Source organism: Haloimpatiens massiliensis (genome assembly GCF_900184255.1).
GTDB classification, from domain to species: domain Bacteria; phylum Bacillota; class Clostridia; order Clostridiales; family Clostridiaceae; genus Haloimpatiens; species Haloimpatiens massiliensis.
Genome location: NZ_LT854639.1, coordinates 36340 through 50539, shown reverse-complemented (window position 1 = coordinate 50539; position 14200 = coordinate 36340). Strand labels below are relative to the sequence as shown.

Annotated in this window: 16 protein-coding genes; 3 read left to right on the top strand and 13 right to left on the bottom strand. The window is 29.8% G+C overall.

Features of this window, described 5'->3' with window-relative positions; translation table 11 throughout:
* Nucleotides 1–133 precede the first annotated feature (133 nt).
* Nucleotides 134–379 carry an AbrB/MazE/SpoVT family DNA-binding domain-containing protein gene (locus C1715_RS05830; RefSeq protein ID WP_102399647.1) on the top strand — a complete coding sequence of 82 codons (246 nt, stop codon included), beginning with the start codon at nucleotides 134–136 and terminating at the stop codon, nucleotides 377–379.
* A gap of 432 nt (nucleotides 380–811) precedes the next feature.
* The gene (locus C1715_RS05825; RefSeq protein WP_102399646.1) at nucleotides 812–1528 is read left to right on the top strand and encodes a DUF1287 domain-containing protein; all 717 of its coding nucleotides are present in this window, start codon (nucleotides 812–814) and stop codon (nucleotides 1526–1528) included.
* 635 nt (nucleotides 1529–2163) lie between these two features.
* Here C1715_RS05825 and C1715_RS05820 read toward each other — a convergent pair.
* From C1715_RS05820 to C1715_RS05765, 12 genes are all read right to left on the bottom strand, one after another.
* Nucleotides 2164–3342: a C40 family peptidase gene (locus C1715_RS05820; protein ID WP_102399645.1), complete on the bottom strand. Its 1179-nt coding sequence runs from the start codon at nucleotides 3340–3342 to the stop codon at nucleotides 2164–2166.
* A gap of 233 nt (nucleotides 3343–3575) precedes the next feature.
* The gene (rsmI, locus tag C1715_RS05815) at nucleotides 3576–4421 is read right to left on the bottom strand and encodes a 16S rRNA (cytidine(1402)-2'-O)-methyltransferase (RefSeq protein WP_102399644.1); all 846 of its coding nucleotides are present in this window, start codon (nucleotides 4419–4421) and stop codon (nucleotides 3576–3578) included.
* 18 nt (nucleotides 4422–4439) lie between these two features.
* On the bottom strand, nucleotides 4440–5180 hold the full coding sequence (locus C1715_RS05810) for a tRNA1(Val) (adenine(37)-N6)-methyltransferase (protein ID WP_102399643.1): 741 nt from the start codon (nucleotides 5178–5180) through the stop codon (nucleotides 4440–4442).
* A 162-nt stretch (nucleotides 5181–5342) separates the two neighbouring features.
* A complete protein-coding gene (locus C1715_RS05805) occupies nucleotides 5343–6275 on the bottom strand; it encodes a magnesium transporter CorA family protein (RefSeq protein ID WP_102399642.1) in 933 nt (310 codons plus the stop codon).
* Nucleotides 6276–6610: 335 nt separating this feature from the next.
* Nucleotides 6611–6781: a DUF362 domain-containing protein gene (locus C1715_RS05800; protein WP_035295014.1), complete on the bottom strand. Its 171-nt coding sequence runs from the start codon at nucleotides 6779–6781 to the stop codon at nucleotides 6611–6613.
* Between the two features lie 83 nt (nucleotides 6782–6864).
* Entirely contained in the window at nucleotides 6865–7068 is a 204-nt protein-coding gene (locus C1715_RS05795) for a heavy-metal-associated domain-containing protein (RefSeq protein ID WP_102399641.1), read from the bottom strand.
* Nucleotides 7069–7079: 11 nt separating this feature from the next.
* Nucleotides 7080–7985 carry a PSP1 domain-containing protein gene (locus C1715_RS05790; RefSeq protein WP_102399640.1) on the bottom strand — a complete coding sequence of 302 codons (906 nt, stop codon included), beginning with the start codon at nucleotides 7983–7985 and terminating at the stop codon, nucleotides 7080–7082.
* A 1-nt stretch (nucleotide 7986) separates the two neighbouring features.
* Nucleotides 7987–8931 (bottom strand): DNA polymerase III subunit delta', encoded by a 945-nt coding sequence (locus C1715_RS05785; protein WP_102399639.1) that lies wholly within the window; start codon nucleotides 8929–8931, stop codon nucleotides 7987–7989.
* 18 nt (nucleotides 8932–8949) lie between these two features.
* Nucleotides 8950–9279: a cyclic-di-AMP receptor gene (locus C1715_RS05780; protein ID WP_102399638.1), complete on the bottom strand. Its 330-nt coding sequence runs from the start codon at nucleotides 9277–9279 to the stop codon at nucleotides 8950–8952.
* 227 nt (nucleotides 9280–9506) lie between these two features.
* Nucleotides 9507–10133, bottom strand: coding sequence for a dTMP kinase (gene tmk, locus C1715_RS05775; protein WP_102399637.1), 627 nt, complete (start codon nucleotides 10131–10133; stop codon nucleotides 9507–9509).
* 27 nt (nucleotides 10134–10160) lie between these two features.
* Nucleotides 10161–11588, bottom strand: coding sequence for an aminotransferase class I/II-fold pyridoxal phosphate-dependent enzyme (locus tag C1715_RS05770; protein WP_102399636.1), 1428 nt, complete (start codon nucleotides 11586–11588; stop codon nucleotides 10161–10163).
* A complete protein-coding gene (locus C1715_RS05765; RefSeq protein ID WP_102399635.1) occupies nucleotides 11567–11779 on the bottom strand; it encodes a sigma factor G inhibitor Gin in 213 nt (70 codons plus the stop codon). Before C1715_RS05765 ends, C1715_RS05770 begins: the two co-directional genes overlap by 22 nt.
* Before the next feature lie 654 nt (nucleotides 11780–12433).
* Here C1715_RS05765 and C1715_RS05760 point away from each other — a divergent pair.
* Nucleotides 12434–13588: a zinc-binding metallopeptidase family protein gene (locus tag C1715_RS05760; protein ID WP_102399634.1), complete on the top strand. Its 1155-nt coding sequence runs from the start codon at nucleotides 12434–12436 to the stop codon at nucleotides 13586–13588.
* Between the two features lie 67 nt (nucleotides 13589–13655).
* Here C1715_RS05760 and C1715_RS05755 read toward each other — a convergent pair whose 3' ends face one another.
* Nucleotides 13656–14186, bottom strand: coding sequence for a hypothetical protein (locus C1715_RS05755; RefSeq protein ID WP_102399633.1), 531 nt, complete (start codon nucleotides 14184–14186; stop codon nucleotides 13656–13658).
* Nucleotides 14187–14200: the final 14 nt, after the last annotated feature.

Below are 14200 nucleotides of genomic sequence, written 5' to 3'. Positions count from 1 at the left end.
TAATTATTTTGTAATTTTAACGAATAATTATTTAATCATTAAATCATCTTATATGTCAAATTAACTTGAAACGTCCAGTTAATTTGTCGAAAAGTGTATAAAATGAATTTATAATATAAGGAGGAATTTAGAAATGAAATCAACTGGTGTAGTAAGAAGAGTAGACGAATTGGGAAGAATTGTTATTCCAATAGAATTAAGAAGAACTTTAGATATCGCTGAAAAGGATGCTCTAGAAATATATGTAGATGGTGAGCAAATAATATTAAAGAAATATGAGCCTGCTTGTATCTTCTGTGGAAATGCAAGAGACGTTATAAACTATAAAGGCAAAAACATCTGTAAATCTTGTTTAAATGAAATAAAAAATGAAAAATAATTTAATTTAAATATTAATTACATAATTTTTGCTTAAAACCGCATGATTTCCGTCATGCGGTTTTTTACTGCATTTGTTATGCTTATGACATATTTTTGTAACCAATAATTTACCCTTTTATTTAAATTACATAATATAATTAACCCACAATAAGATACAATGTAATGGAATTATGAAATTTCTCCTCCATGACTTGCATAAGAGCTTGGAACAATAAATTTAATTTAAATAGTTCCTTCGCTTCTTATGCAACTCATTCCAGAGAAATTTCATAATTCAAACAATGTAATACTTATTGTGGGATAATCATAATATAATTTTACATAGTACTTATATTTAAATTATTAAAAATCATACATCCTGAATTTTAATCTTAAATTAAAAATTATATTTAAATTTTATAAAATCTCTATGGTAAAGAGGTGTCTTTATTTGAAAAAGTTAGTAAGAATCTCCATGATTTTATGTGCTATAGCTGTAATATTTTCTTTTTTCACTTTTAAAAACAAAGATAATTCTTCTGTTAAGGATCCTTTTATTAAAAATCCTTTTAAAAAAATAAAAGTGCCTGAGGAATATGAAAAAATAGATAAAAACAAAAATAGTGTCTTTGATCCTATAGATTTAGTAACTGCCGCTAGAGAAGAGGCTAAAAATAAGACTAAATATAAAAGTGTTTATTACATAGGTGGCTATCCCCCAAAAGGAGAAGGAGTTTGCACTGACGTGATTTGGAGAGCCTTCAATGGTGCCGGTATAAACTTAAAGGAACTAGTGGATAAAGACATACAAGAACATTTAAAGGATTATCCCAGAGTTAAAGACGCTCCTGACCCTAATATAGATTTTAGAAGAGTTCCAAACCTTAATGTATTTTTTCAAAGACATGCTTTAAGTTTAACTAAGGAAATCAAACCTTTTAATGTAGATAATTTGAAACAATGGCAACCTGGGGACATAGTGGTTTTTTTAGAACCCTATGAGCATATAGGCATTATCTCAGATAAGAGGGGCAAGGATGGTGTGCCATACATAATACACAACAACAATCCCCACGCCAGTGAAGTTCCAAATTTCAATTTATGGCGCGCTAAAGTGGCAGAACATTACAGATGGGAATTTAATGATAAGGCACATTCAAATAAATAACAAGCCAGTATGCTAGTCTATTTTGCGTCATACTACGTCAGCAGAGCCCACCGATAGTTCTACTAGCGGCGGAACCTGTTTCCTTGTCTGACACAAAATATACCAGCATCTTTGAGTTGTTATTTATTTTCATGTACCTAAATCTATTCATGAGAAAAATTAACTTAATGATTAAACCACAAAAGGTATAATGTGATCGAATTATGAAATTTCTCCTCCATGACTTGCATAAGAGCTCGGAACAATAAATTTAATTTAAGAAATTCTAATCTTTTAGCCATATAAAATTATCTAACGCTCACATTCAGCGTCCTGCCTCAGGTTCGCTAGCCTGGCGTCCTTGCCAGGCTTACGATAATTTTATCTGTCTAAAAGAAGAATTTCTAAAATTAAATTTAAATAGTTCCGTTGCTTCTTATGCAAGTCATTCCAGAGAAATTTCATAATTCAGGTAATGTAATGCTTTTTGTGGGATAATCACTTAATATTTTTAAAATTATTTTTAGTTGCAATCTACAATAATAATAAACTTACATTTCTTTTAATTACAATTTAAAATAAAAAACCAGAAGATTATTTTCTTTATCATTGGTGGTGAATCTGAAAATAAACCTCTGGTTTATAAGCTTAATTTATTATCTTATTCTTCTTCCCGCATAAAATTTATATACTGGTGAAATTTTCACGTGATCTCCAGTATGAGGTGCATGTATCATTTGTCCATTTCCTACATATATACCTACGTGACCAGTATGAGGGAATACTAAATCTCCCACTTGTAATTGATCTCTTGAAACTGGTATACCAACATTTATTTGAGCAAAAGTTGTTCTAGGAAGACTCACACCTACCTTTGCATAAGAGTACTGAACAAGCCCTGAACAGTCAAAATTTGATGGTCCAGCTGCTCCATATACATAAGCCGTACCTAAATGCTTCATTGCTTCATTCACAGCTGCAGCTCCAACTGAAGAACCTGGAACTACCACATTACTTGAACCTGAACCTGAGTTTGAACTTGAACCTGAGTTTGAACCCGAGTTTGAAGATGAATTACTAGATCCACCTGTGTATCCGCCACCTCTTGATGGTCTACTCTCATTTGATGATGCCATAGCTAATTCTACTGCTCTCTTAGCATCTGCTAACATTTTTTGAGAATCTTCAACTTTATCTTTATATTTGTCTTCTTCTTGTCTCCACTTTACTAGAACTTTTTCTTGTTCCTTTTTATTTTCATCCATTTTAGCTAACTTGTTTTCGTTTTCTGATTTCAATGCTACAAGCTTCTGTTTTTCAGTATCTAATGCTAATTTTTTACTATTCACTTCTTCTTTTTTAGCATCTAACTCGCTTATTATTTTTTTATCACTAGTTACTATGCTCTTTATCATATCTACTCTGCTTATTAAATCTGAAAAATCTTCAGAATCTAATAAAACTTCTAAATAACTATCTGCACCATTTATATACATATTTCTTACTCTTTGATTGTATATAGCCTGCTGCTTGTCTAATTCTTTTTTTGCTTCCTCTAATTGCTTTTTTGTAGCTTCTATACTTTTTTCAGTGCTTGCTATTTTAGTTTTTATATTGCCACTTTCTCTCATTAAACCTTCTATCTTACCATCTAACTTTTGAATTTCTTCTTCTAGGTCTAATTTCTTTTGCTGTGCATTCTTTAAAGCATCCTTATTTTGTTGTAATTCAGCTTTCCTCTTATTTACTGTACTATTCGGATTGGCAATCGCTGGTGAAGTTGTCCCCAATATAATCCCCGTAGCAACTAATACGGATATAAGCTTCTTATTCACTCCCATTTCCTCCCTACTATAAATTATTATAAAAAACTTCTGTCGTCGTATATTCTAATTTAACTTCCTAACGTTGTGAATAATTTTTATGAATTTTCATATACTATAGTTAGTTGTGTATTTTTTCTCTTTACACTAAATCATATTTTTAATTATATCATTTATAAAATTTAAACTCAACGCTAAATCTGTAAAAAAACACAATGTTAACATTTCCTTTTTTAACCATGTGTTTATAAGTTTAGGGAATGTTTATATACCTCTGATTTAGGCATATTTCTATCTTTAGCTACTGTTTTTATTGCTTCCTTCTTAGGCATTCCTTTTTCTATATACTTTTTTATATGCTCTTCTATGGTAATATATTCCCAAAGCTCCATCTTTTCTTTTTCTACCTGAGCCCTGTTTTTTCCTTCCAAAATAAGAACAAATTCACCTTTTGGAAGGTTTTTGTTATAATATTGTATACTTTCCTCTAATGTAAATCTTAAAATTTCCTCATGCAACTTTGTTAATTCCCTACATATAGATATTCTACGATTTCCTAAATTCTCCTTCAAAAATTCTAAAGTTTTTTTAAGTCTATGTGGCGCTTCATAAAATATCAATGTTTCCTGCCTATCTTTTAAATCCTCTAAAAATTCTCTTCTATCTTTATTTTCTCTAGGCATAAAACCTTTAAAAATAAAAGAGGATGTATCCAAACCAGAATATACAAGAGCGGTTATAACTGCTGTAGCTCCAGGTATTACTTCAAATTCTATCCCCTCTTCCACACATTTTTCAGCTACAATACTGCCTGGATCAGATATTCCTGGCATACCTGCATCTGTAACTAACGCTATATTAATTCCATCTTTTAATTTACTTATTATTTCATTTCCTCTTTCCATTTCATTGTACTTGTGATAACTTATCAGTGGCTTTTTTATGGAAAAATGGTTTAATAGCTTCAAGGTCTGCCTTGTATCCTCTGCTGCTATTAAATCTACATTTTTTAAAGTTTCCAATGCCCTTAAGGTTATATCTGATAAGTTTCCTATTGGTGTCCCTACTAAGAATAACTTTCCTAAGCTCATTTTATTATCATTCCTTTGTTATTTAATTCTTCCATAAATCTTCTCTATTTCTTCTGTATAACTTCCATCTTCATTGTGCACATATAAAGGTTCATCCCATTTTAAAAATTTTCCTCCATCCCTCTGTCCTTCAACAAGAACTATATTAGGAGCTTTCCCTACAGATGGATGTACCATTCTTATTCTTTTAGGTTCTATTTTGTACTTTCTCATAAGTGTTACTATATCCACAAGTCTATCCGGTCTATGTACCATGTACATCCTTCCATTATCCTTAAGAAGGTTCCTACAGGCTTTTATTACATCTTCTAATGTACAAAGTATTTCATGTCTAGCTATGGCATCCTTATCTCTTAAATTAGTTATACCTGAATTTTTTAGTTTATATGGTGGATTTACTGTCACCACATTAAATCTTCCTAAATTTTTCAAAAGTTCATTATCTTTTAAATCGCCGTTTATAAATTCCATCTTCTCTTCTAATTTATTATAACTTATAGATCGCTTTGCCATTTCTACCATGTCCTGCTGTATTTCTACGCCACATATGTACTGTGGATTTCTTTTTCCTTCTATTATAAAAGGGATAACCCCTGTGCCACTGCACAAATCTATTACTCTATCTCTACTTTTAACTTTAGAAAAATTGGCTAAAAGCACTGCATCTACTCCAAATCTAAAGCCTTCTTTTTTCTGTATAACACATAAACCTCCTAATTGAAGGTCATCCAAGGTTTCATCTTCTCTTACCATATCCATAATTTTATATACTCAGTGTAGCTTATCTGCTTTCAAAACAAATAAACAACCTAAGGTATTTCTACTCACCCCTTCATGTATTAATTTTAACTCCCCAAAACTCTTACTTCTTACCTTTTACTTCTTACCTTACTTTTTACTTCTTACTTCTTACCTTACCCCTTAAAACATATCTGTTTTTACAAGTATTAATGTAACTATAGAAGATATCCCTGCAATTATAGCTAATGCAAACCAAAAACCATATGGAGAATTAGCAAAAGGAACATTTACATTCATACCAAATAATCCTGAAACCATATTTGGAATTGACATTACTATAGTTATAGCTGCTAAAAATTTCATAACTATATTCAAGTTGTTAGATATTACTGAGGCAAAGGCATCCATAGTCCCACTTAATATATTACTATATATATTACACATCTCTATAGCCTGCTTATTTTCTACTATTACATCTTCTAGAACGTCCTTGTCTTCCTCATATTTTTGCATTATAGATAATTTAAGCATTTTTTCTAAAGTTATTTCATTAGCTTTTAATGATGTGGAAAAGTACACGAGAGACTTCTCTAGAGCCAATAACTGAATTAATTCTTTATTTTTCATAGATTTGTGTAGTTTTTTCTCAACTAATAAACTCTTTTTATCTATTTGTCTTAAATATATTAAATAATAATTAGCTATTCTATATAAAATCTGAAGTATAAATCTTGAGCGCTTAAAAGTATAAAAAGAACTAATCTTCTTTTCTGCAAAATCCTGAAGTATTCTACTATTCTTTAAACAAACTGTTATTATTTCATTTTGTGTGTGTATTATAGCAAGAGGGTATGTATCATAAGTAAGAGAATTATACTCCATTTCTGTAAAAGGAATATCAACCACTATAAGTATGTTTTCCTCCAACTCTATTCTGGAAGTCTCTTCTTCATCTAGTGCTGCTTTTAAAAATTCTACTGGCGCTCCTGTCTTTTTAGATACTAAAGCTATCTCCTCTTCTGATGGTGCCACCATGTTTATCCAACAGCCATTTTCTATATGCTCAATTTCTTGTAATTGTTGATTTTCTAATGATTTATATATAGAAATCATATTTCATACCTCCTTGTTCTTAACCATTTGTTAATATGTAATCATTATATTATAAACTTCTCTCTATCCTTTATCAAGTTAAACTTAATTTTCAATAATTTATACCATATTTCAACATAAAAAATAAATCCCTAGCTAATATCTCATATGTATGAGATATTACTAAGGATTAGAATTATATGAATATTAAACAAATATGTCTTTGAGAATAGAAGCTATGCATATTTTATTTTTAATATATTATATTTATCATTACTATAATATGTGACTAATATTTTTTTTACCCATAGCAATATAAAAAAGACCGCACATGCGGTCTTTTTCTATAATAATTACTATTCTTGAACTGGTGCTCCTACTGGACAAACATTAGCGCAGTTTCCACAATCAATACAAGTATCTGCATCTATAACGTATAGAGCATCTCCTTGGCTTATAGCGTTAACTGGACATTCTGAAGCACATGCTCCACAGCTTACACAAGCATCTGTAATTTTATATGCCATAGTAACACACCTCCTTAACATTTTGGACAATCATTATCCATTACTTATTTTATCATGTTTCACTAAATTTTAAAAGAAGATTTTTATATGACGGTATATCCTAATCGCTCTATGCATTCCATCAATGTGTCTTCATTTACAAAATAGTCATCATATATTATTTCAACTTGGGAATTTTCTTTGTTTATTTGACAAGCTACTATACCTTCATTGTTTGCAATGGCATTTTTGATTTTACTTACATCCTTACAAGTTCTCATTCCAACAACCCTAAATACAGATTTCATCTTGAAACCCCCTAGTCCTCTTTAAATAACTCTTTAATTATTTTCCTGTCCTCTTCATCTTGGATTTCTATGTCTATTTCTTCCTCTTTTACTGCATCTTCATAATCTCCAGATATAAGCTTCGTTTCTTTAATAGGTATTTCTCTTATAGTCTCTTCTCCATCTATTTTTATTTTTACCTTAACTGACTCTTTTATTACACTATTTCCTAAAACTTCACCTTCTCCATAAGGTGTATCTACTACAGATCCCATTTTTGGTAATTTTCTTCTTATTTCTTCATAATTTTCTTGCTCATAATTTAAGCAACACATGAGTCTTCCACATATGCCTGATATTTTGGATGGATTTAAAGAAAGATTTTGTTCTTTTGCCATCTTTATAGACACAGGTTCAAAATCACCTAAAAATGAAGAACAACATAGTGGTCTACCACAAGGTCCAAGTCCTCCTATCATCTTAGCTTCATCTCTTACACCTATTTGTCTTAATTCAATTCTTGTTCTAAATACTGATGCTAAATCTTTTACTAATTCTCTAAAATCAACTCTACCCTCTGCTGTAAAATAAAATATAACTTTGTTATTATCAAAAGTGTATTCCACATCTATAAGTTTCATGTATAAATTATGTTTTTCTATTTTTTCAATGCATATTTGAAAAGCTTCTTCTTCTTTCCTTTTGTTTTCAGCGTTTTTTTCTATATCCGCCTTATCAGCCTTTTTTATTACACATTTTAATGGAGCTACAATTTTATCTTCACTTATCTCTCTATTTGCTATTACACATTCTCCGAACTCTATACCTCTAGCAGTTTCAACCAAAACCTTTTCTTCAACATTTAATTGTAATCCAGCTGGGTCGAAATAATATATCTTACCTGCCTTTCTAAAACGCACTCCTATAACTGTTACCATGCTAAACCTCCTGTAATTTAAGTAGCATCATTTCAAAAATTAATGATGAATTGACATTTTTACGTAAACCATCTATTGCATACCCTATTATATCTATAATATCATTTAATTTTATATATGAAAACACATTAGCCAATTCTTGTACATTTTTAATTTTATCCTTATTTATTATAAGTTCCCTATTGCCCGTTTCTTTAAAAATCATAGCATCTCTTACAAAAGTTAAGCCACAATTTAGAATCTCTTCCCAATCTTCTTTATACTTATTAAAAAAACTTTCATATTCTAATGCTTTTAATTCATCTACTTTTGTGATAGAAATAAGGATTTGTAAAATTCCATCTCTAATATAGTGAAACTCCTCATCCTCCACAAATTTTTCAGCTCTCCCCGGTATTCCAGCGCTAAATGCTACTACCGCATCCTCTTGTTCTATATTTAAATCCTTATACTGTCTAAGGACAAATTTTCTAATTTCATCTTCCCCTAAAGCTCTTAACGTATGTATTTGACACCTAGATTTTATAGTTTCCAGTATTACCTGTAGCTTATCACAGAGTAGAATTATAAATACACCCTTAGGAGGTTCCTCTATGGTTTTTAACAAAGCATTTTGAGCTTGCTCAGTCATTTTATCAGCCTGGTATACTATTACTACTTTTTTATCACCTTCATAAGGCTTCTTATTTATCTCTTCTATAAGCTGTCTTATGTGGTCTACTTTTAATGACTTTTCCTTATTAGGGATTTTCCACTGAATTATATCTGGATATTGAATATCCTTAGTTTTTCCTAGAATTTTAAGAGCCATAGCCTTAGCTATGGTACTCTTTCCAATTCCATCTTCTCCTATTATAAGATGTGCATGAGATAATACTCCTTTTTCTATAGCTCTCATCATTTGTTCCTTTATGTTCTCATGCCCAATTATATCTTCAAAACTCATTAGTTACCCTCCAAAGATCTAAATCTTTAAATGCTGATCTACATCTAACACGAAAACTGTAGCTCCTCCTATTTCAATTTCTACTGGATATGGTACATATACCCCTGTAGAGCCTGCCACTGGTGATGGTGATGTTACCACTTGTTTTCTAGCTTTACACTCTTCCTTTAATATGCCCAAGACATGCTCAACTTTCTCCTCTTCAACACCAATTAAAAGAGTTGTATTCCCTGATTTTAAAAATCCACCTGTAGTAGCTAATTTAGTAATTCTATACCCACTTTCTGTTAAAGTGTCTATTAAATCTGCTGATACATCATCCTGTACTATTACAATAACAAGTTTCATAAAACAATACCCCCTTATTTTATAAACTAGCTCTAGTGGAATAAAGCATAATACTAATACCCCCTAGTTAGCTAGATATATGCTTTTATTTTAAAAATAAATTATTAATATATTATTATAATACAAGTGTCTTTATTATTCAATTTTATTATTTTAGCTTTTGCAATTGCTAACTTGTATTATACTTTAATATGGAGTAACTTTTAATATAAAATAGCTACTTAATTTTATTGTACTTTTATTAATTGTTCTACCAATTTTATTATATCTTCATGTATTTCATTTATATCTCTATCTGCGTCTACTACTTTTATTTTATCATATCTTCTATATATTTCCAAATAGCCTTGAAAAACTTTTTTGTGAAAATCATTTCCACAGTTCTCTAGTCTATCTAATTCTCTTTGTTTATACTTTCTCTTTAAACCTTCTTCATATGGAATTGTAAGCATTATAGTTAAATCTGCCTTTAATCCATCTAAAGCTGCTTCATTTATGTACTTTATCCTATCCTCACCTAATTCTCTTCCTATACCTTGATATACTATGGATGAATGAACAAACCTATCGCATATTACCATCTTCCCCTGTTCTAAAGCTGGTTTTAAAACTTCACTAGCTAATTGAGCCCTTGATGCTGCATACAGAAGTGCTTCACACATACCACACATTTCATTATTTTCATTATCAAGTATTATATCTCTTATTTTTTCACTTATAGATGTTCCACCAGGTTCTCTGGTTTTTATAACCTCATATCCCTTTTCCTTAAGGTATTTCTCCAATAAATCTATTTGAGTTGTTTTTCCTGAGCCATCTGGCCCTTCTAGTGTTATAAGAAGTCCCTTACTCATTTCCATTCCTCCATTATGCTTTATTTGCTAAAAATCCAGCACTTCTATGTCCTTATTTTTTTCATCTAATCCCATTACATCTATATTATTTTCTAAGTTATATTTTATCATATCTATTACTTCTCTAGTTATAATTTCTCCAGGCATCACCACAGGAATACCTGGCGGATAAGGCACCACTGCCCTAGCACTTATCTTTCCTAGAGAATCCTTTAAATTAACTTTTAACTTAAGTTTACTCATAACCTCATATGGCTCTATAGCTCTTATTGGTATTTGGCCCATGAAACTCTTTTTATATTTTTCTTTAAGCTTCTCTAAATTACAATTTTTTAGACTTTCATATAATTTTTCAAAATCCTTTTTTTCATTAAATGGAGAAAAAATAAGCACTACATTTTGGCTATCACTCATTTCACACTGAATTCCCTGCTTTCTTAAATAATTTAAAAGTTTATGTCCACTGTAGTCTTTTTCTATATTTAATATATACCTAGTTAAGTCTATATTCTCTCCCTGATTTATATCATCATTTCCTAATATATAAAACCCTTTAAGTTTATTAATTTTATTTCTATAAGTTTCACATAACTGTATAAGTTTTCCATAATCTTTTTCACCATTTTCTTGAAGATAGTATCTTCCATAATCCATAGAACACATTAACATATAAGAAGGGCTAGTACTTAAAAATGAACTCACATAAAAATTTACTTTTTCTTCATTTATTTCATTATTCCCTATATGTAAGTATGCTGTTTGAGTAAAACTTGGAAGAGTCTTATGGGAACTCATAACTGTTATGTGTGCTCCTAATTTTACTGCATGAGGAGGCAATTTAGAATTAACTCCAAAATGAGCCCCATGAGCAGAATCTACTAAAACCTTCATATTATACTTTTTCGCTTCCTCTACAACCCTCTTTAAATCTAAACATATACCATAATAATTAGGATAGGTTAAAATTATTCCCTTTGCATCCTTGTTGTTCTCCAATGTACACAAAAAATGCTCCATATCTATAGAAAGAGGAGCATTAAATTTTTCATTTATTTTATTTTTTATATAAACAGGCTTTAATTTTCTCATTATAATTCCATTAAATATGGATCTGTGGCAATTTCTCTCCACTATTATCTTATCACCTTCTTCAAACGAAGAAAATATCATAGCTAAATTGCCACTAGTACTTCCATTAACTAAAAAATAGGATCTTTTACTCCCATAATATGCACTCAAAAGCTCTTGAGATTCTTTTATTATTCCTTCAGCATTGTGAAGATTATCCACTCCATCTACTTCTGTTATATCAAACTTAGCTAAGTTATCTAAAAATTTCTTTCCGATCTCGGTAGTAAGAAATCCCTTACCACCCTTATGCCCTGGCATGCAAAAATATAAATTTTTTTCTTTTATATAATTTAATATTCCTTCTAATAATGGTAATCCTGACAAATCAAATCCTCTCCCTTTAGTAAATCACCTATTAAGTTTCTTCTTATGCAGTTTTTGTAGTATTCATAGAAATCTGTTTCTATATTACAACCTACTATTCTTTCTTCACACTTTTTACAAATTCCTCTTCCATTAATAATTATACCATTATTTAGAGGCCTGCCGCATATAATACAACTTCTTTTATTCATATAAATCCCCCTTGAATCATGTTATCCTTTTAATATTTAAATTATTGCCTCTCTTACTATATTTTATTCAATAACCCCCATATATTTATTTTGTCCATACAACTTTTCATGCGACAAATATCTACTTATTTATTGGGTATACTAAATAAGAAGTAATTTGTTTATAATTCTAAAGTGAATATAACTTCAAATTTAAAATTAAATACTCAACTTTCGCACATAAAGTTCAAGCTCTACATTAGATAAATAAACGTTTTTCATTTTAAATTTAGAATGTAAAATAGCAATTTGTAGAGTAGGTAAGAGGTAAAAAGTAAGAAGTAAGAGCGAAAAGGTAAAAACTGGTAGGTAAAAGGTAAGAGTTTCTTTAAGAAATTCAGCAAACCTGAATTTTCACCACAACTATTACTTATTACCTGTTACTTACAAATTAATTTAAAAAACTCCTTGAGTTTTATCCTTAACTCTTACTTCTCAGCTCTTACCTATTACTTACCTGCAAATTTCAAATTATAGTTAGTTTCTAAAAGAGCTTAATTTTAAATTTCACATTAAAAGTTATATTTGCCTTCCACTACAATTTAGAAATTAAAAATTTCATTGAAAAATTCATTTAATATTTAAAGTTATATTAGAAAGGAGACACACTTATAAATGAAACAAGAAATTATATCATACTTAAGCACTTTAAAAACTGAACTCTATGACACAGCTAATTATATATATAATAATCCAGAAGAAAGTTTTAAAGAATATAATTGCTATAATTATATAATTAATATGTTAAAGAAGCATAATTTTAATGTAGAGGAAAATTATCTTCAGATCCCCACAAGCTTTTATGCCCAAATGGGAAGCGGTCATCCAAAAATATGTTATTTATGTGAATATGACGGTGATCCTGAACAAGGTCATGTATCTGGTCACAATTTAGTTACTACCATGTCTCTAGGTGCTGCCATAGGACTTTCAAAAGTACTTCCTAAGCTAGGTGGTACTTTAGTTGTAATAGGTTGTCCTGGTCAATATATAAATGGCTCTAAAACAACTATGGTAAAGCAGGGAACCTTTAAGGATATAGACGCAGTGTTAGTGGCTCATCCAAATGTAACAACTACAAAAACTCTAAAATCCTATGCCCTAATTCCTGCTAAAGTAAAATTTTCAATACCAAAAGATAAAAATTACTTATTATCCTCCTGTAATCCTAGCCACTGCGGTACTCTTACATACAGTTTTACAAATTTCCTTAAAGAAAATTTACCAAAAGATTATGATATAAAAGCCATTAACTGGAGAGGTTCTTGTAATCCTTATACTTTCACCTCCGAATATGAAATAGATTATTTAATCAATTCTATGACTTTAGATAAAGGTGATAAAATTTTAAACTTTATAAAATCTTTTGTTAATTGTATTGGAGATATTTTCTCTGTAGATACAGACGTAAGTATATATGGTATTCCTTATGAAGAAATGCATCCCAATGAAACCTTATGTAGGGTATTTTCACATAACTTAAAAGAATCAGGAATTATATACGTTAAAGATTTTCCAAAAATTATGCCCGGCTTAAGTCTCGGTAGTGTAAGTCACGTAGTTCCATGCATAAATCCATTTATAAAAATAACAGAAGATACTAAAATTACTTATCCATCAAAGGAATTTGCTTTAGAAACAATAAAAGAATTTTCCCTAGAACAATGCATGAAGGCATGCACAGCTCTTGCAATTACCGGTTTAGATTTAATAGAAAATAAAGATTTACTATCTCAAATAAAAGAAGAACAATGGGAAAGTGCAAAATAAAAAAAAGCTATCTTAGTTATCAACCTCCAATAAACCAGTTGTTGATAACTTAGATAGCCTATTATTTTTATATAGAAATACTAACTCTATTTCTCATATATGCTTTACATTCATCTTTATTCATCATAAATCTTAACTTGCCAATCATTTCTTTGCTAGGTTCAAAATAGAACTTTTTAAGTTCTCTACCATTAGAATATACACAACAGTATCTATTAGTTTTAAATACTGAACATAAATATTTTTTAGTAGAATTAACTTTATAGTCCTCTTTTAAGTCTTTAACTTTACCTAAAAATTTTATATCTTTAAATTTAACGCTTTCCTCTTCTATATTATTATTTCTAACCATTTTATGAATTATAAATTGATCTGCAATTATAGAATATTTATATCTTATACAAGATCTATATATTTCTCCAATTGATATTGTAGCCATACATATAAAAATTCCTAAACCTAATACGTCATCCATAACACCAGCATCGCCGGTAATCCATATAGAAATAAATTTATATAAATATATAAACGCACATAGCAAAGTTATTAAAAAAGTCGCTATTGGCAATTTCTTTCTTTCGATTATTTCTTTATACACTTCCCTCACCCTTC